General features: G+C 64.6%; 19 protein-coding genes and 1 pseudogene. 16 read left to right on the plus strand and 4 right to left on the minus strand.

The window, feature by feature from the left end:
- Positions 1-92: 92 nt before the first annotated feature.
- Together FME68_RS08175 and FME68_RS08180 are read right to left on the minus strand one after the other, a co-directional pair.
- A complete protein-coding gene (locus tag FME68_RS08175; RefSeq protein ID WP_070562396.1) occupies positions 93-749 on the minus strand; it encodes a LuxR C-terminal-related transcriptional regulator in 657 nt (218 codons plus the stop codon).
- Between the two features lie 3 nt (positions 750-752).
- Entirely contained in the window at positions 753-1,445 is a 693-nt protein-coding gene (locus FME68_RS08180) for a sensor histidine kinase (RefSeq protein ID WP_328287784.1), read from the minus strand.
- A gap of 110 nt (positions 1,446-1,555) precedes the next feature.
- Between FME68_RS08180 and FME68_RS08185 the strand changes: the two genes are divergently transcribed.
- From FME68_RS08185 to FME68_RS08195, 3 genes are read left to right on the plus strand one after another with little or no spacing between them, the layout of a single operon-like run.
- Positions 1,556-2,242, plus strand: a complete 687-nt coding sequence (locus FME68_RS08185) for an ABC transporter ATP-binding protein (RefSeq protein WP_158397170.1) — start codon at positions 1,556-1,558, stop codon at positions 2,240-2,242.
- Entirely contained in the window at positions 2,239-3,639 is a 1,401-nt protein-coding gene (locus FME68_RS08190; protein WP_042532379.1) for an FtsX-like permease family protein, read from the plus strand. The genes FME68_RS08185 and FME68_RS08190 overlap by 4 nt, the downstream gene beginning before the upstream one ends.
- A complete protein-coding gene (locus FME68_RS08195) occupies positions 3,636-4,568 on the plus strand; it encodes a S41 family peptidase (protein WP_158397172.1) in 933 nt (310 codons plus the stop codon). The genes FME68_RS08190 and FME68_RS08195 overlap by 4 nt, the downstream gene beginning before the upstream one ends.
- A gap of 15 nt (positions 4,569-4,583) precedes the next feature.
- Here FME68_RS08195 and FME68_RS13265 read toward each other — a convergent pair whose 3' ends face one another.
- Together FME68_RS13265 and FME68_RS08205 are read right to left on the minus strand one after the other, a co-directional pair.
- On the minus strand, positions 4,584-5,093 hold the full coding sequence (locus FME68_RS13265; RefSeq protein WP_230308938.1) for an endonuclease domain-containing protein: 510 nt from the start codon (positions 5,091-5,093) through the stop codon (positions 4,584-4,586).
- Positions 5,094-5,612: 519 nt separating this feature from the next.
- Positions 5,613-6,086 (minus strand): inorganic diphosphatase, encoded by a 474-nt coding sequence (locus tag FME68_RS08205; RefSeq protein WP_070685816.1) that lies wholly within the window; start codon positions 6,084-6,086, stop codon positions 5,613-5,615.
- A gap of 69 nt (positions 6,087-6,155) precedes the next feature.
- Between FME68_RS08205 and dacB the strand changes: the two genes are divergently transcribed.
- From dacB to FME68_RS08265, 13 genes and pseudogenes are all read left to right on the plus strand, one after another.
- Positions 6,156-7,442: a D-alanyl-D-alanine carboxypeptidase/D-alanyl-D-alanine endopeptidase gene (dacB, locus tag FME68_RS08210; RefSeq protein ID WP_158397177.1), complete on the plus strand. Its 1,287-nt coding sequence runs from the start codon at positions 6,156-6,158 to the stop codon at positions 7,440-7,442.
- Positions 7,432-8,391, plus strand: coding sequence for a tRNA lysidine(34) synthetase TilS (gene tilS / locus FME68_RS08215; RefSeq protein ID WP_158397178.1), 960 nt, complete (start codon positions 7,432-7,434; stop codon positions 8,389-8,391). Before dacB ends, tilS begins: the two co-directional genes overlap by 11 nt.
- On the plus strand, positions 8,375-8,962 hold the full coding sequence (hpt, locus tag FME68_RS08220) for a hypoxanthine phosphoribosyltransferase (RefSeq protein WP_328287785.1): 588 nt from the start codon (positions 8,375-8,377) through the stop codon (positions 8,960-8,962). The genes tilS and hpt overlap by 17 nt, the downstream gene beginning before the upstream one ends.
- 49 nt (positions 8,963-9,011) lie before the next feature.
- Positions 9,012-11,531 (plus strand): ATP-dependent zinc metalloprotease FtsH, encoded by a 2,520-nt coding sequence (gene ftsH, locus FME68_RS08225; protein ID WP_158397180.1) that lies wholly within the window; start codon positions 9,012-9,014, stop codon positions 11,529-11,531.
- The gene (folE, locus tag FME68_RS08230) at positions 11,521-12,111 is read left to right on the plus strand and encodes a GTP cyclohydrolase I FolE (RefSeq protein WP_070562366.1); all 591 of its coding nucleotides are present in this window, start codon (positions 11,521-11,523) and stop codon (positions 12,109-12,111) included. The genes ftsH and folE overlap by 11 nt, the downstream gene beginning before the upstream one ends.
- A gap of 5 nt (positions 12,112-12,116) precedes the next feature.
- Positions 12,117-12,968: pseudogene (gene folP, locus FME68_RS08235) on the plus strand (dihydropteroate synthase); the annotation flags it as partial.
- A gap of 81 nt (positions 12,969-13,049) precedes the next feature.
- Positions 13,050-13,421: a dihydroneopterin aldolase gene (gene folB / locus FME68_RS13270; protein WP_070564117.1), complete on the plus strand. Its 372-nt coding sequence runs from the start codon at positions 13,050-13,052 to the stop codon at positions 13,419-13,421.
- On the plus strand, positions 13,421-13,891 hold the full coding sequence (gene folK / locus FME68_RS08240; protein WP_158397182.1) for a 2-amino-4-hydroxy-6-hydroxymethyldihydropteridine diphosphokinase: 471 nt from the start codon (positions 13,421-13,423) through the stop codon (positions 13,889-13,891). The genes folB and folK overlap by 1 nt, the downstream gene beginning before the upstream one ends.
- Before the next feature lie 3 nt (positions 13,892-13,894).
- Complete coding sequence (locus FME68_RS08245) at positions 13,895-14,368, plus strand: DUF3180 domain-containing protein (RefSeq protein WP_158397183.1); 474 nt, start codon at positions 13,895-13,897, stop codon at positions 14,366-14,368.
- A gap of 5 nt (positions 14,369-14,373) precedes the next feature.
- Positions 14,374-15,579, plus strand: a complete 1,206-nt coding sequence (locus FME68_RS08250; RefSeq protein ID WP_158397184.1) for a DUF6779 domain-containing protein — start codon at positions 14,374-14,376, stop codon at positions 15,577-15,579.
- Positions 15,580-16,257 (plus strand): Rossmann-fold NAD(P)-binding domain-containing protein, encoded by a 678-nt coding sequence (locus tag FME68_RS08255; protein WP_158397185.1) that lies wholly within the window; start codon positions 15,580-15,582, stop codon positions 16,255-16,257. It begins immediately after the preceding gene.
- On the plus strand, positions 16,239-17,012 hold the full coding sequence (locus FME68_RS08260; RefSeq protein WP_328287786.1) for a pantoate--beta-alanine ligase: 774 nt from the start codon (positions 16,239-16,241) through the stop codon (positions 17,010-17,012). Before FME68_RS08255 ends, FME68_RS08260 begins: the two co-directional genes overlap by 19 nt.
- Before the next feature lie 39 nt (positions 17,013-17,051).
- Positions 17,052-17,999, plus strand: a complete 948-nt coding sequence (locus FME68_RS08265; protein ID WP_158397186.1) for a 2-dehydropantoate 2-reductase — start codon at positions 17,052-17,054, stop codon at positions 17,997-17,999.
- The last annotated feature ends 7 nt before the right edge of the window (positions 18,000-18,006 follow it).

The following is an 18,006-nucleotide window of genomic DNA, read 5'->3' on the forward strand; positions in this document are numbered from 1 at the left end:
ACAAGCTTATGCGTCTTGCGTCACAGTTTCCTTGGGATCCTGTGGATGGTCTCTGTCAGGGTGCTCGTGTAGACGGTGGGCGGGCGCGGGCTTTAGCGGTGTGCGGAGAGGTACTCCAAGATCGCTTTCACGCGGCGGTTGTCCTCGCTGGGATCCAGCCGCAACTTGGTGAAGATATTGGAAACGTGCTTGGCCACCGCGGCGGAAGACAGGACGAGCTCGGCGGCGATGTCCTTGTTGGACTTGCCGCGGGACATTAATTCGAGAACCTCGCGCTCGCGTGGAGTGAGCTCGCCCAGACCGCTGCGCCCGGAGCTCATTAACGCCTGCGCCACGGTGGGATCGATGACGGTGCCGCCCTGAGCCACCACGTCCAGGCTGGAGAGGAAGTCCCGCACCTCGGAGACGCGGTCCTTCAAGAGGTAGCCTGTGCCGGCATCGGGGGAGTCGAAGAGCTCCACCGCATATGCGGGCGCTACATACTGGGAGAGCACCATGACGGGTAAGCCCGGGTATGCATTTCTCAAGTTCACGGCGGCTTTCAAGCCATCATCGCCCATGCCTGGTGGCATGCGCACGTCCGTGATGACGATGTCCGGAAGCTCATCACGCAGCTTATCCATCACGGCCTCAAGCTCCGGGGCGGAGTCCGCCTGGCCCACAATCGAATGCCCGCGGCGCTCCAAAAGGCCAGCTAAACCTTCGCGCAGAATGGCGGAGTCATCCGCCACGACGATTCTCAAACTCATTTCTTAAACTCCTGACTGTCCGCGATCGAGAAGAAGAGGAATCGAGCACGCCAGCCTCGTCGGCCCGCCCGGGGGAGAGGATAGCGTCATCTCCCCGCCGAAAGCCGCGAGGCGCTCGGCCATCCCCGCCAAGCCGTGGCCCGGCACCACCCGCGCGCCGCCTGGCCCCTCATCCACCACGGCGATTTTCAAGGAGGCATCCGCGGTCACTAAAACAGACACCGGCGCGCCGGGCGCGTGCTTGGCCGCATTGGTCAAAGCCTCCGTGCCGAAGAAGTAGCCGCAGGCCAGCACGGAGGCGGAGAGCTTGGGCAAAGGATGCGGGGCGAAGACGCTGACGTGGGGGCCGTGGGAGGAAGCAACGTCGGCAAGCGCGGCCACCAAACCGTGATCCTGCAGCACCTGCGGGTGGATGCCGTGCACCGTGGCGCGCAAGGATTTGAGGCCGCGGTCCACGTCCTGTTTGGCGGCGGTAAGCAGCTCGGCGAGGCCAGAAGGGGCGTCGAGAAGAGCCTCCCCCAACTTCATGCTCGCGGCCACGAGGTATTGCTGCGCGCCGTCGTGTAAGTCGCGCTCGATGCGTGCGCGCTCCACCTCGTAGGCATCCGCGATGGCGCGGCGCGAGGCCGTGAGCTGCGCGATCTTCTCCGCTTGCTGCTGCTCATGGTTGGTGGGGTGGGGCTTTCTTCGGAACACGGTTCACAGCATAACGGGCGCCACCGATGGCAGGGGTAGTGCTGGCACTACCGTAAAGAGCAACGCTAGGGCTGTTCTTTCTGTGGGCCCTTCACGGTGGAATGAGAGACATGGCACAAACACTTTCCCTGACAGACATCACCAAGGATTTCGGCGGCGGCCCGGTGCTCGCTGGAATCTCCCTCAACATCGAACCGGGCGAACTCGTGGCCGTCATGGGGCCGTCCGGCTCCGGCAAGTCCACGCTGCTGCACTGCATGTCCGGTGTGCTCACACCCACGCACGGCAGTGTGCGCTACGGGGATGAGGAGCTCTCCGCGCTTGGCGACGCCCCCCGTTCCCGCACTCGTCTCCGCAACTTCGGCTTCGTCTTCCAAGACGGCCAGCTCCTGCCGGAGCTGAGCAACGTCGACAACGTGGCGCTGCCGGGCATGCTCAACGGCATGGGGCGGCATGCGGCCCGGAAGCGGGCGATGGAGCTGCTGGACCAACTGGGCCTGGGCGATTTGGCGGACCGCCGCCCGGCGCAGGTTTCCGGTGGTCAAGCGCAGCGCGTGACCATCGCGCGTGCGCTGGTGGCGAATCCGGGCGTGGTCTTCGCCGATGAGCCCACCGGTGCCCTGGACCAGTCCACCGGTCATGAGGTGATGCAGATGCTCACCACCATTGTGCGCCAATCCGGGGCCAGCCTGGTCATGGTCACGCACGACCCGAAGGTGGCTGACTGGATGCAGCGCCGCGTGGAGATTCGCGATGGCATCATCCACGATGACCGCCGCCTCGGGGTGATTCGATGAACACCGCGACTTTAGTCTTTGACCTGCAGCGCGAATCGATACGCGCGCGCTCCGGAACGGGCATCGTCTCGGTTCTGGCTATTGTGAGCCTGACCATTGGTTCCGCCATTGCCTTCCTCGTTGCGGGTGGCACCTGGATGTTCTGGGAGCGCGCCCAGCACGTCGAGGACGCCGCCCCGGCTCTCAAGGAGCCCTTCGGCAACGAGATTGAGTTCTTCCTGTATTCGTGGTTTGCTCTGGCCCTGTTGGCCTGCGCCTTCATTCTTCCGGCGCTGTTCAACCTCACAGCCCAAGCCGCTGTCCTCGGCGCCTCAGGCAGGGAGCAGCGCCTGGCCACCCTGCGCCTGTTGGGATTGAGCTCCCGCCAGGTGGAGCGCATGGCCATCGTGGAGACGGGCCTGCAAGCCATCATTGGCATCGTGCTCGGCGGGCTGATCAGCCAGCTCATCGCGCCGGTCTTCACCCAGCTGGACTTCCAGATGCGCTCCATTTCTTTGCCTGAGATTCTGCTGCCCTGGTGGGGTTATCTGGCCGTGGCCGGTGTGCTTTTTCTGCTGGCCATCGGCGCAGCACTCGTCGGCATGCGCCGGGTGCGGGTGAGCCCGCTGGGCGTGGCTAAGCGTCAGATGCCCGCGGCTTACCGCTGGTGGCGCGCCATCGTCTTCCTTGTCATCGTGGCGGTCGGAGGGGCTTTCCTCTTCGGCAAGGCGGGCCCGCCCACCGCTATGGTCATCGTGGTTATGTTCGGCATGCTGATGAGCATCAACCTCATCGCTCCCTTCATCCTGCAGCTCGGCGCGCACATCTTGTCCCTCTTCCCGGGTACCGCGCACTTCGTGGCCTGCCAGCGCGTGGCGGGTAATGCGCGCCCCGCGTGGAGGCGGAGTGCTGCCATCGGCTTCTTCGGTTACTTGGCGGGATTCCTCGTTACCGCGCCCTTGGGCTCCGATGCCCTGGCTCTGTCGCTCAAGGAAGACCCCGGAACGAACGTGGTGTTCAAAGACATCTCCACCGGTGTCGTGTTGACCCTCATCTTTGGCTTCACGCTGACCACCATGTCCATCATCCTGGGACAGGTCTCCGGAATCTTTGAAGACAAGGAGCTCATCCGCTCCCTGGATCTCATGGGCGTGCCGCGTGGCTTCCAGTTCCGGTCCGGCGCGCTTGCGGTCATGGGGCCCGTCGTGGGATTGAGTTTCTTCGGCTTCCTCTTTGGCGGCGGGATTGCCTCGCTGATGTTCTTCTCCAGCGTCGAGTCAAGCGACGTCAATGTACTCGCCCGCCTGCTCATGGCCTTCGGCTTCTTGGCAGTGGGCTGGCTGGTTACGCTCCTTGCCATCGTGATTGTGGAGCCTCTCCGCGGTTACGTGTTGCGCACGGGACGGCGAAAAGAATGAAAACGGTACTGAAAATCTTCGGTGGCCTGTTCGTCGTTGCTCTCATCGCCGTGGTCGCGGCCGTGTACTTCTTCGGCCCCTCCTATGGCGGGGCGTTTGCGGGCAAACCCGTATTCCTCTTCAACGCCAGCGAAAAGCGCATCAACACCGCGATGGTGGATACCGCGGCGCTTACCGGCATCTACGGCGACAGCGATAAATTCCAGCGCGCCCGTGAGGCCTTTGAGGAGGATCCCACGAATGCCGATCTCCTCGATGCCGCCATCGACGCCGCCGGCGGTAAGCATTCCAAGGTCTTTAGCGCCGAAAAGGAAAAGGCTATCGAGAGAACCGATCCCTCCGTCGACTTTGACGACGGCGTCCTGCGCGCCACCGTGCCGTCGATTGGCCGCCACGATGACGGCCAGGCCTACGCGGACACGTTGGCCCAAGGCCTGACTGCCCACCCGGAGGCGTGCGCTGCCGTGGTGGACCTGCGCGGCAACGGCGGCGGTGACATGGGGCCCATGTACGCGGGGCTCAGCCCGCTGCTGCCGGACGGCACCGCGCTCTCCTTCGTTAGCCGCATGGGCACTACCGACGTCACCATCGACGGCAACTCCGTCACCGGTGGCGGCACCCCCACCACCACGTCCGGCGGCAAGCTTGAGGTCCCCGTCGCCGTGCTCACCGACGACGAAACCGCGTCCTCCGGCGAGGCCACCCTCCTGGCCTTCCGCGGCCTGGATAACGTGCGCACCTTCGGCGAGCCGACCGCCGGCTACGCCTCCGCGAACGTGGTTCTGGATTACCCGGACGGCCGCTCGCTCATGCTCACCACGGCCAAGGACAAGGCTCGCACGGGCGAGGAGTTCGCCGAAGATCCCATCGCTCCCGATGCACCCGAATCCGAGCTCGACGGCTGGCTCGCCTCCCACTGTGGCTCCTAGGCACGTTGCGGCTTCCTAGCAGCATCGCTCGCGCTCCCAGCGCCAATAGTGGTGCCATGTCCACGGCGGGGCCACGAAACTGCCCCGCCCTTTTATGACCGCGAGAACCTGCTGGACGGCCACGTCGAGATGGTGTTCAATCGTGGCGGCGGTGAAGTGGAGGGGCCGGTAGCCGCGCTGGATGGCGTCGTTAAGCTTCTGGCGGTCGATCTCGAAACGCTGCCGGTTCTCGCCTTTGTGATAGGCATAGCCGTCCACCTCGATGGCCACCTTGTACTCCTCGAGCACAAGGTCCCAACGGTAGGGGCCAATCTTTAGGTTGTTGCGCACCTTAACGTGCGGCTCAAGACCGCGCGTCAGGTCGCGCTCCGGCTTACTGTCCGCTCCCACGATGGCCTTCTCCAGCACCTCACGCGTGTGCTTGGAAAGTCGGCGAAAATCCAACTGCTCGGTCTCGATGCGCGCGGGCCCATGCGGCCCAGCGAAGAAGGCCTCGATGAAGGCCACAGCGTCTTCGTGCGCCATGGACTCAATGCACTGTAACGGACTGCATACGTTTACCCCGTTCATGCTGCCCAATGCTTTGGGCCGCGCCCGCCGGCTCCGGAAGTACGTGCTCGATGCCATCTTCCTGCGCGCAGGAAGTGAAGCGGAAAAGTCAGTTCTTGGCCAAGATACTGCTGGGCGGCGGAGTAGCCATCCAGAGCTGAATCCGGCCAGCGTCGCGAGACGATTTCAGCGAGTTGGCGCGGTGTTGGCACCGCAGATAAATACAGACCGCGACAAATCTTGATGGCCTGGCCATTAGCCGCGCGGCGAGTCCCCGCGCGTCCCTCGAAAATTTCCATGTGCCCCCGATGAGTACGTTTCTAACAAATAAGCCCCCAGAAACCGCTGTTTTCGGCCCCCTATTTGATCGAATCGTACGTCACGAACGAGGAGTTGTCGCGGTGACAAAGAAAAAGGACGTTTCGATCAACTAAGGCCTCTCAAACCCTCGGATTTTGGGCCCTATTTGATCGAAACGTCCCTTAGAAGTGCGAATTATTTGAAGCGAGCCTTAGCCTCGTCGAGGATCTTCTCTGCCTCAGCCTTGTCGCCCCAGCCGGAGCCGGTAACTTCCTTGTTCGGCTCTAGGTCCTTGTAGTGGACGAAGAAGTGCTCGATCTCGTCCTTGATGTGCTGCTCCACATCGTTGATGTCCTGGTAGCGCTCCCAGCGCGGGTCATCGATGACGGCGAGCAGCTTGTCGTCGCCGCCGGCCTCGTCGGTCATCTTGAATACGCCGAGAATGCGGGCCTCCACGACAACGCCCGGGAAGACCGGCTCCGGGAGGATAACTAGTGCGTCGAGCGGGTCGCCGTCCTCACCCAGGGTGTGGTCGATGAAGCCGTAGTCAGCCGGGTAGGCCATCGGGGTGAACAGGTAGCGGTCGAGGTGGACCTTGCCGGTCTCGTGGTCGATCTCGTACTTGTTGCGGGAGCCCTTAGGGATCTCGATGGTTACTTCAACGCTCACGGCTGAATCCTCCATAACTAATAGGTTGGCATGTGCTCCGCATAGTCTACCGCGCTAGTCTAAAGGGCGATGAAAGCTAAGCATGTCTGGTGGAGTACTGCGGCCCTCGTCACGGCCGGCGTCGTGGCGGCGACGGCCGCAGTGGGCGTAGAAGTCCAACGCACCTACGATCAACTGGACCACGGCCAACCTTATAAGCAGGCAGAACCCGAAACGCTGCTCCAGCCCGTCGAGCCTGGTGAGATAGACACCGCCGCGCTCAAAGCGAAGTTGGATGAACTGGGCAAAGACAAAGCCCTCGCCACTTTCGGCGGTCAGGTCATCGACACCACCACCCACGAGGTGCTGTGGGAGCGCGAACCCGCAAAGCCGCTCACGCCCGCCTCCTCGACCAAGGTCCTCACCCTCGCCGCAGCAACGCTCGCGCTCGATGAAGAAGAGCGCCTCACTACGGAAGTGGTCAAGGGCGATAACGATGGCGACGTGGTCATCAAAGCCTCCGGCGATGTGTGGCTGACGGACGAGCGCCTCGATGAGCTCGCGGAGCAGATCAAGAAGCACATGAGCACCGTCAATCGAGTATCCATTGATACCTCCGTCTGGGCCGGCCCCGACCAGGCTCCCGGCTGGGACGATGACAATATCGACGGCGGCTATGTCGCGCCCATCCAGCCAGCCATGCTCTACGGCGGGCGCATCGGGGAGAAGACCGGGGACGTCCCGCGCTCCCATGAGCCGGCACTCGACGTCGCCCGCGCGCTCGCCAGCCGCCTGGGGACCGATAAAGCCGACATGGCCCCCGCACCCGACAACGCAGAGGCCATCGCCTCCAGCGAGTCCGAGCCGCTGGCCCTGCGCGCGCAGCAAGCGGCCAAGGACTCCGACAACGTCATGGCAGAGGCCATCGCCCGCGAGCTGGCCATCAGCCAAGATGCGGAGGCAAGCTTCGACGGCGCCGCGCAGGCCACCCTCGACGTGCTCAGCGGCGCCGGCATCGACGTCAACGGCGTCACCTTAAAGGACGGCTCCGGCCTCTCCCGCGACAACCGCATCCCCGCAGGCCTCCTCGCCCACATCGCAGATCAAGCCGTAGCCACCGAAGAGCTTCGCCCACTGTTGGGCTACCTCCCCCTCGCCGGCGGCGAAGGAACCCTCTATGAGCGCTATTCCGATTCGCCCGCCCGCGGCTTCGTGCGCGCCAAGACCGGCACACTCACCGGAACCTCCGCGCTGACCGGCACCGCCCAAGGCCAGTCGGGCCGGGTTTATGCCTTCGCCTTCCTGGTCAACGACGGCGAAGTCACCTCCGCCCGCCAGGCCCAAGACGCCCTCGCCGCCGCACTCCATGACTTCTAAGAAACCTTTTTGGCCACGTAAAAGCCCCAACTTCATGGCCTGCCGGGTGGCCGCCCGCGCCGTGGTGGGGCAGCAACCGCGGGCCATAGCGGTGGGTTTGTCCGGCGGGGCCGACTCGCTGGCGCTGACCGCGGCCCTCGTCGCAGAAGGTCATGAGGTCACAGCGCTCTGCGTCGACCACGGCCTACAGGAAGGCTCGGCCGCACAGGCGCGCCGGGCTGCCGACCAGGCTCGTGGATTGGGGGCGGGGGCGGAGGTGTTGCCGGTGGACGTCGCCAAGCACGGCTCCGTGGAGGCCGAAGCCCGCGCCGCCCGGTACCGTGCCTTCGCGCCCTGGGGCGAGGTGGCGGTGGCTCATACCGCCGATGACCAGGCCGAAACCCTGCTGCTGAGCGCCCTGCGAGGGAAGGTGGCGGGCATGTGCGAGCGCTCCGAGGTGGAGGGCGTGCGCGTGCTGCGCCCCCTTTTGCGCGTGCGCCGCGCCCAAACCGAGGCCGCCTGCGCGGAGCTAGGGCTGGACGTCTGGCACGATCCCCAGAACCAGGACCCGGCCTTTCGCCGCGTGGCGCTGCGCCGCGAGATCCTCCCGCGCCTGCAGGAGATCCTAGGCGGTGACCCCGTGCCGGCTTTGGCCCAGGCCGCCCATGACGCCGCGCTTGACGACGCCCTCCTCACCACCCACCCCACCACCGACTGCGCCGAGCTGGCCGTTCTCCCAGAACCGAAGCGCCGCCGGGCGATTGCCGCGTGGCTGCGCGAGGAAGGAGTGGAGGTTACGCGCGAGGCGGTGCGCGGCATCGATGCCCTGTGCGTGCAGTGGCACGGGCAGGGGCCAGTCGCCGTCCGTGGTGAAAAGAGAGGTACAAGGTTGGAAGTCGCACGCGTTGGTGGCAAACTGTCACTATTGCCTCGGTCAGCAAAGGAGCGCTCACGTGCACGACAACCATGATTCAGCCGTCCCCGCCAATCCTTATGGAGAGGACATTAGAAACGTACTCGTCGCCGAAGACGATCTTCAGGCGCGCATCCAAGAGATGGCGGACCGCGTTTCCGAGAAATACAGCAACGCCGATGATGACCTCATCCTGGTGTGCGTGCTCAAGGGTGCGGTCTTCTTCTTGACGGACTTTGCCCGCAAGCTCACCATTCCGTCCCAACTGGAGTTCATGGCGGTGTCCTCCTATGGCAACTCGGCCTCCTCTTCGGGCGTGGTGCGTATTTTGAAGGACCTGGACCGCGATATCGAGGGCCGCGATGTGGTCATCGTGGAAGATATCATCGACTCCGGCCTGACCTTGTCCTGGCTCATCCGCAACCTGCAGGGCCGCCAGCCGCGTTCCCTGGAAGTGGTCACGCTGCTGCGCAAGCCCGAGGTGGTCAAGGCGGAGCTGGATCTCTTCGACGTGGGCTTTGATATCCCCAACGAGTTCGTCGTGGGCTATGGTCTGGATTTTGCGGAGCGCTACCGCGACTTGCCGTATGTGGGCACCCTGGATCCTGCGGTCTACAGCAACGACTAGTCTTTTCTTGCCCTCTTTGGTTTGAGGCCTCGAATTCGCAAGGTAATTAATGAAAAACAAGAACATCATCCGCTATGGCTCGATTGCGGGCCTGGTTCTCATTCTGCTGTACGCCTTTACGTTCTTTAGCAATGATGCCCGCAGCTTCAAGCAGGTCGACACCTCCGTGGCCATGCAGCAGTTGGCGGATAAGAACGTCGAGGAAGCACAGATCGATGACCGCGAGCAGCAGCTGCGCCTCAAGCTCAAGAAGCCGGTGACGGTGGAGGAGCAGGAAGGCGTCGAAGAGGTCATTGCCAAGTACCCGGCCCGCGCCTCCGAGCAGGTCTTTAACGCGGTGAAGGGCTCTGGTGCGGAGAAGTACCAGACCAAGGTGACGCAGGATTCCTTCATCGGTTCCATGATCAGCTTCCTGCTGCCGATGCTGATCCTCTTCGCGCTGCTGTTCTGGCTTATGACCCGCATGCAGCAGGGCGCGGGCGGCATGTTCGGCATTGGTGGCTCCAAGGCCAAGGAGCTGACCAAGGACATGCCCACCAACACCTTTGCGGATGTTGCCGGTGCGGATGAAGCGGTGGATGAACTCCAGGAGATCAAGGACTTCCTGGATGATCCGGAGCGTTACCATGCGCTGGGCGCGAAAATCCCGCGCGGCGTGCTGTTGTACGGCCCTCCCGGCACGGGTAAGACCCTTCTGGCCCGCGCCGTTGCGGGTGAGGCCGGCGTGCCTTTCTATTCCATTTCCGGTTCCGACTTCGTGGAGATGTTCGTCGGCGTCGGTGCTTCCCGCGTGCGCGACCTGTTCAAGCAGGCCAAGCAGAATAGCCCGTGCATCATCTTCGTCGATGAGATTGACGCCGTGGGCCGCCAGCGTGGTTCCGGTACCGGCGGCGGCCACGATGAGCGCGAGCAGACGCTGAACCAGTTGCTCGTGGAGATGGATGGCTTCGGTGACCGTGAGGGCGTCATCCTCATCGCCGCCACCAACCGTCCCGACATCTTGGACCCGGCGCTTCTGCGCCCGGGCCGCTTCGACCGCCAGATCCCGGTGACCAATCCGGACCTGGCCGGCCGCGAGCAGATTCTGCGCGTGCACGCTAAGGACAAGCCGCTGGCCAAGGAAGTGGACGTGGCGCAGCTGGCCAAGCGCACCGCCGGCATGTCCGGTGCGGACCTGGCCAACGTTCTCAACGAGGCTGCCCTGCTCACCGCGCGCATTGGCGGCAACGTCATTACCTACGACGCGCTGGAGGAGGCCACCGACCGCGTCGTCGGCGGCCCGCGCCGCCAGAGCAAGATCATCTCTGAGCATGAGAAGAAGGTCACCGCCTACCACGAGGGCGGCCATACCTTGTCGGCGTGGGCGCTCAAGGACATTGAGCGCGTCTACAAGGTGACCATCCTGGCCCGCGGCCGCACCGGCGGCCACGCCATGACCGCGCAGGAAGACGACAAGGGCATGTACACCCGCGACGAGCTTTTCGCTCGCCTCGTCTTCGCCATGGGCGGGCGTGCCGCGGAAGAGCTCGTGTTCGGCGCACCGACCACCGGTGCCTCCTCCGATATCGAGCACGCCACCAAGATCGCGCGTTCTATGCTGACCGAATACGGCTTCAGCCCGGACCTGGGCACCGTCAAGTACGGCCAGGAGCAGGGCGATCCCTTCAGCTACGCCGGCGGCGGTGGAACCATCGACTACTCGGATTCCGTAGCCGCCAAGATCGATGAGCAGATGGCGTACCTCTTGGACCGCGCGCACCAGCAGGCCTATGACATCCTGTCCGAGCACCGCGACTACCTGGATAAGCTCGCCGAGATGCTGCTGGAGAAGGAAACCCTGCGCCGCCCGGACCTCGAGGGCATCTTCGAGGGCATCGAGCCGCGCGAGGCCTTCGACGTCTTCCCGAACGAGGACGCCCGCTTCCCGCGCCAGGCTGGCCGCGAGCCGGTGAAGACCCCGGTGGAGCTGGCCCAGGAGCGCGGTGAGGAGCTGCCGAAACGCATGACGCTTCTCGACGCCTCCCGTGCCGCCCGCGAGCGCCGCCACGCGGAGCTGGAGCGAGCAAAGGAAAACGGCGGAGAGCCCGCTGACGCCGCCGGGACGGCGGCGCCGGTCAAGGAGATCGGCTTCAGCTTTGGCCAGCACGCAGGTGACTACGTGGATCCGGAGAAGGGCAACACCTTCTTCGGTGAATCCGAGATCACCGAACCTACCGGCCGCGAGCTCAGCGAGGACCGTGCCGAAAGCGATGGGGCACACGATGAGACCGTGGCCCCAGAGCAGACCCAGCCGGCGGCGGAGCAACCGGCTGAAGAGCAGAAGGGCCCCAGCAACGAGGTCACCCAGGAGATTCCGCGCGTGCCGGAGTCCGCTGCACCGCAGCAACAAGCACAGCCGGAATCGCAACCGCAAGCACAAGCGCAGCCGCAAGCACAGCCACGCGAACGCGAGCAAGAGCGCCGCGGCCGCCACGCCAAGCCGGAGGATCACGCCTGGGGCGCGCCCGGCTGGGGAGACAACGAATACCGCAACAACCCGTACAAGGACGGCGAGACCAATGAGCGATAACATCCCGGCGCAGCGCGAGTTCGATCACGAGCGCGCCGAAGCCGCTGTCCGCGAGCTTCTTCTCGCCGTGGGCGAGGACCCCGACCGCGAGGGTCTGCGCGAAACCCCGGCCCGCGTGGCCCGCGCCTACGCGGAGGTCTTTGCAGGGTTGCACCAGGACCCGACCGAGGTCCTCCACAAGACCTTCGCGGAGGAGCACCAGGAACTCGTCCTCGTGCGCGATATCCCCATCTACTCCACGTGCGAGCACCACCTTGTGCCCTTCTACGGCAAGGCGCACATCGGCTACATCCCGGGCCCCGACGGCCACGTCACCGGACTGTCTAAGCTGGCCCGCCTGGCGGATATGTACGCCAAGCGCCCGCAGGTCCAGGAACGCCTCACCAGCCAGATCGCCAATGCCCTCGTGGACGTCCTCCACGCACAGTCCGTCATCGTGGTCATCGAGTGTGAGCACCTGTGCATGGCCATGCGCGGCATCCGCAAGCCGGGGGCTACCACGACGACCTCCGCAGTGCGCGGCGGTTTCAAGAAGAATGCGGCCTCCCGTGCGGAGGTCATGAGCCTCATTAGGAGCTAGTTTCCATGGCAGTCAGCAACCTCACCGTCCCCGGCCGCACGCTGGTCATGGGCATCGTCAATGTCACGGAGGATTCCTTCTCTGACGGCGGACGCTGGATTAATGTCGACGACGCCATCGCGCACGCCCGGCACTTGGTGGCCTCCGGCGCGGACATGATCGATGTGGGCGGCGAGTCCACCCGCCCGGGCGCGGTGCGTGTCGCGGCCGAAGAGGAAGAGCACCGCGTCGTGCCCGTCATCAAGGCGCTGCACGAGGAGGGGATTAAGACCTCCGTGGATACGATGCGGGCCTCGGTTGCCACAGCGGCCGCGGAGGCCGGTGTCGACATGATCAACGACGTCTCTGGTGGTGCCGCCGATCCGGAGATGTACCACACTATGGCGGCTACCGGCCTGCCGGTGTGCCTCATGCACTGGCGCACCGTTCAATTCGGCAGCGCGGCCGGAGTGGCCGACCACGGCGGGGACGTCGTGCGCGATGTCCACGAGTCCCTGGCGAAGCTCGCCGATAACGCCCTCCAAGCAGGTGTCAGCCACGACAATATCGTCGTGGATCCGGGCCTGGGCTTTGCCAAGTCCCCGCAGGATAACTGGGCTTTGCTCAAGGCGCTGCCGGAGTTCCTCCAGGGCGAGTTCCCGCTGTTGGTGGGTGCTTCCCGCAAGCGCTTCCTCGCCGCTATCCGGGAGGATCGCGGTGCCGAGTCCAGCCCACTGCTCGCGGATCCGGCCACCGCGGCCGTGACCGCCATCTCCGCGCAGATGGGTGCGTGGGGCGTGCGCGTGCACGAGGTCGATGTCTCCCGCGATGCTGTGGATGTGGCTGCCGCCTGGAATGCGGGCGCGGCGTATACCGGCGGCGAGCATGCCTCCGGCAGCTACGCCAACGGCGCCGATGGAGGAACCGTGGTCTCGACTTCGCTGGGGAGGCTTAAGCCCATGGCGGATCGCATCGAGCTCACCGGTCTGGAATGCTTTGGCTACCACGGCGTCTTCGAGGAAGAGAAGAAAACCGGGCAGCCCTTCATCGTGGACGTCACATGTTGGTTGGACACCGCGGGCATCGAGGATGACCTGTCCCGTACGGTGAATTACGCCGAGCTTGCCGACGTCGCCGCAAACATCGTCGAAGGCCCCTCCCGCGATCTCATCGAAACGGTGGCCGCTGAAGTCGCCGAGACCGCGATGCAGCGCTTCGAGATCCTCCACGCCATCGAGGTGACGATCCACAAGCCGAAGGCACCCATCCCGCGCACCTTTGCCGACGTCGCGGTCGTAGCGCGCCGCTCCCGGAAGCGGATGGCAGGCTAATGCGCGCTGTCTTGTCCATCGGCTCCAACATGGAGGACCGCCGCGCGCTGCTACAGACCGTTTTCGATGACTTCGCTGCCGAGACCGTCGCGGCCTCCCCGGTCTATGCCACCCCGCCGTGGGGTGTGACCGACCAAGAAGAATTCCTCAACGCGGTGCTCATCGTGGACGTGGACTGCACTCCGCTGGAGCTGCTGCGCCGCGGCCAGAAGCTGGAGGAAGCAGCTGAGCGCGTACGCGTGCGGCATTGGGGTCCGCGCACCTTGGACGTGGACATCGTGCAGATAGACGGCGTTACCTCTGATGATCCGGAGCTCACCCTCCCGCACCCCTATGCGCACGAGCGCGCCTTCGTGCTCGTGCCGTGGTTGGCTGCGGATGAGCATGCACAGCTCAACGGCACCCCGGTGCGCGAGCTCATCGCGGGCCTCGATGAGGACGAGGTCGCAGCGGTGAAGGAAGCGGGGTAGGCGATGAAGAGGACGTCGATCAGCGCGCTCGTCGGCGTGGCCCTCTTCGTGGCCGCAGCGGCCGCCATCCTCACCACCCGCTTTTATGGCTCAATGCTGGCCATCCCGGCAACGGTGTCAATTTCCCTGTGGGCCATGGCGCTGGTCTGTGTGCTGTTGACCCTCAAGGTGCGCGGAGCAAAGGACGATGAGCATGGCATCGGCCTGGATAATTCGCAGCTCAATCCTATGACCATCGCGCAATTCCTGCTCGTCGGTAAAGCCTCCGCGTGGACCGGCGCCATTGTGGGCGGGGCCTATGCGGGAATGGCGGTCTATGTCGTGCCGCGCGCCGGCGAGCTCGTTGCTGCGGCCGGTGACCTGGCCGGGGTGGTGACCTCGGCGCTGGGTGGTGCCGCGATGTGCATTGCCGGAGTGGTGTTGGAGCGACACTGCGAGGTGCCACCTCCATCTGATGGTGCACAAGCGGTAAGTTAGTGGGCATGACGAGTCCGAACCACGCCCCTGAGCCCCAGCACGAGTCGGCCCCGGATGATCGCCCGACGACCCAGTTTTCTGCGCAGCCGGACTCCCAGCCGCCAACGTCGGTGGAGTCTTCCCAGTCCGGTTCGAAGACGGACGCCGGTTCCATCGGGCTCATCGTCTTGGTCATTCTCGCGGTCATTGCCAGCCTGGTCATGCTGATTTCGGGTTCGGCGAATGCGCTGAAGATCGCCTTGCTCGCCTCCCTATGGGCTGCGGTTCTGGGCTTCTTCCTGGTGGTGCGTTACCGCCGTCAGGCCCATGAGGCCAACGAGCTTCTGGCGGTGGAGCGCGCCCATGCCGCTTCCTCACTGACCGCCTCCGGATCTTCCACAGCAGACAATAGCGAGGTTCTGGCGGAGATCCGTTCTGAACTAGAAGCCATCCGCGCCCAGATCGAGGAGATCTCGGGGCGCGAGTGGGTTTACGAGCCTGCCGCCCTGTACGCGGAGGCCCGCCGTATCCAGGAGCTGGAGCGCAAGGCCGGTGGCGCGAGCGTGGATGAGCGCGGCGATGCCACCAACGTGAATTTCACTCAGAAGTCCGGTGGCGCGCCGTCTGCCGACGCCGTGGCAGGCCGCCTCGGCTCGCAGCCGACCCACCCGGTGAGCAACCCGCTGGACAACCTGTTGGCGGATAATGCCCGTGCCAACGCCCAGCAGCCGGCGGCGAAGCCAGCTCAGCAACCCACGCAGAAGCCAGCCGAGCGGCCCGCCGCGAAACCCGCCGGGAAATCCGCAGAACAGCAGGGCGCCCGCCCAGCCCCATCGCCCTTCAGCGCGCCGCAGCCTTCTCAGAACCGTCCCTCGGCGTTTCGCCCAATGACCGAAACGCAGCCTCAGCCGCAGGCGGCACAACAGAAGCCGCAGCCGAAGCCTCAACCCCAGCCGAAGGCTGAGAAGCCACAGCCCCAGCCAAAGGCGCCGGAGTTCAAGACCGATAGCTTCCAAGCCGTGCAGTGGAACCAGGGCGCCGCGGGCGGGCAGCACGTCAAGTCGAACCCTGCCCCCGCGCAGCCGCACCACCGCCACCGCAAGCCGGAGGCTGACACCGCACAGCCCAGCACCCGTGGCCGCCGCCGCAGCGATGAGCACCGCGAGGGCGCGGTCTCCGTGGCGGAGCTCATGGCGCGCAGGAAGCAGCAGAACAAGGGTGACAAGAAGTAGATGAAGGCACCACGCATGCGGGTGGCGGTCTGGGGTAGCTCCCGGGCCGGCCTTAACTTCGCGCGACGCCTCGAGTGGGCGGGCCATACCATCGAGAGCCTTGAGGACCCCGCCCAGTTGGACCGCTTCGATGCACTGATTATCGCTGCAACGGCGAGAGAGCTGGAGGCAGCTGTGGGAGACGTCGCCAAGCACGTGCGCCCGAGACAGATCGTCATCCATACCTCGTTGCTGGCCGGTGTGGAAGCACTCGATGAGCTGGAAATACGAGGCTGTGTGACGATTGCCGCAGCACCATTGGCTGACTCCTATGCGGTGAGCGCGCCCGATGAGGTAGCGGAAACCGTCATTGGTCTGCTGCTATCGGAGATTTCCCAGTCCGCAGAAACGGTGCCGGAGGAGCAGCGCGCCGAACGTGCCGCACGGTTGTACTACGCGGAGATGCTCGGTGAACTCAGCGCGTGGGCGGCGCTTAAGGCGGGGATTATCGAAGATTTTATGGGCAGTTCCTTCGACCTTGACGCTGGCGACATCATCGATGCTTACCCCGCCGCCGTGGAGCTGGGCATGGCGCGCAACTACCGCGACGTCGCCCGCATGGTGGGTGAGAAGAAGAACATGGAAGAACTGGAACTGTGGGCAGTAAGAAAGGAAGCGCCGTGGCAGAGCAACTCTTAGTGGAGGACATTGAGCGCATCCGCATGGTCGGCAGCGCCTACCGCAAGACGGGCAAGCGCGTGGTGCTCGTGCCGTTGGGGCGGGATATCCATGCGGGACATTTGGCCTTGGTCCAGGCGGCCCAGCGCGTGCGCGGCGGCATCGTCGTCGTGGCTGTGGACCCAGAGACAGACATCTCTGCCCTCGACAGTGTTGATGTGGTGTGGCGCTATGGCGAGCAGAGCCAGCGCACGCGGGTCCTCGCGCCCGACCACGGCATGGAGGACGTCAGCGCGGAGCTGACCCGCATTGTCGCGCTGACCTGTGCTTTGGGTCCCAGCGATGTGCTCATGGGGGAGAAGGATTACGAGCTGCTCGTGGCCACCCAGCAGGCCTTTACGGACCTCCACATCGCAGCGCGCGTGCAGGGCGTGCCCTCGGTGCGCATGCCGGACGGAGTGGTGATGAGCCTGCGCAACGCTGACGTCGCACCGGAGGCCCGCGAGCAAGCCAGCGCGCTGTCGGCGGCACTCACCGCCGGTGCGTACGCGGCGGAGTCCGGAGCCGAGGAAGTCGTCCGTGTGGCACGTGAAGTGTTGGCCGCCGCGGGCGTCGAGCCGGAGTACGTGGAGCTGCGCGGACGCGACCTGGGTGAAGCCCCAGCAGAGGGCGATGCCCGCCTCTTTATCGCCGCCACCATCGGCGGCGTGCGGCTCATCGATAACGCGGGCGTGCCGTTGGGAATTGGGTTCCGAAACTTAGAACAGCGCGGATAAAAGTCTGTGGCGCAGGTCTCCACCAGTTAGGTTGGAGGCATGAAGATTGGAATTCTGGGAGCCGGCGCCATCGGCGGATACTTTGGCGGAAAACTGAAAGCAGCGGGTCACGACGTCGCCTTCGTCGCCCGTGGTGAGACCTTGCGGGTGCTGGGGGAGACAGGCGTGACGTTGATCGATGCCCACGCGGAACCCACCACCACCGAGGTCATTAAGGTCCCCGCTGCGCAGACCTTTGCCGAGGTCAAAGAACTCTTGGGTGGGCTGGACGTGGCGATTATCGCGTCGAAGGCGCTGCCGGGTAATGAAACCTTTGGAAGCGCGGAGGACCGCGAGGCCCTGCAGGGAATCCCGGTGGTGACCACGCACAATTCAGTAGAGATTCCGTACCTGGCGGCCGAGGAATTCGGGGAGGAAAACATCCTCGCTGGTGTCGCTCGCGTCTATGCCACGCGCCTGGCGCCGGCACGGATCAAGCGCAACCCGGGGCCCTTGGCTTTGGCTTTCGGGCCGCTGAGTGCTGATGCGCCGGAGTCACTGCGCCGTACGGGCGAGGAACTGTCGGTCGCGCTGAAGGAGGCGGGTGTCTCTAGCAAGTTCCACGACGCCGCGCTTGTCGACGTTTGGTCGAAAGCCATGTTCGTCACCCCGACAGGCACTCTGGGCGCCTTGGTGGATAAGCCCATTGGTTACCTCTGCCAGGAAATCCCCGGCCAGCTTGAGGCCTTCATGCGGGAAGTCGAGGCAGTCGGCCGCGCACTTGGCGTGGAGCTACCGGAGAACGTGGTGGAACAAACCATGGAGTTTGCCCGCCAGCAGCACCCGGATAGCACGTCCTCGATGCAGCGCGATATCAAGGAGGGACTGCCCAACGAATTAGACGCCCAGGTCGGAGCTATCCGACGCATGGGCGTCAAAGCTGGGGTGGCAACCCCGTTGTGGGATTTTGCGCAGGAGGTGCTGGAGGCACAGTTGCGCACCGCCTAAGAGTGCG

Origin of the sequence: Corynebacterium hiratae (genome assembly GCF_009708045.1) — a bacterium.
Taxonomy (GTDB): Bacteria; Actinomycetota; Actinomycetes; order Mycobacteriales; family Mycobacteriaceae; genus Corynebacterium; species Corynebacterium hiratae.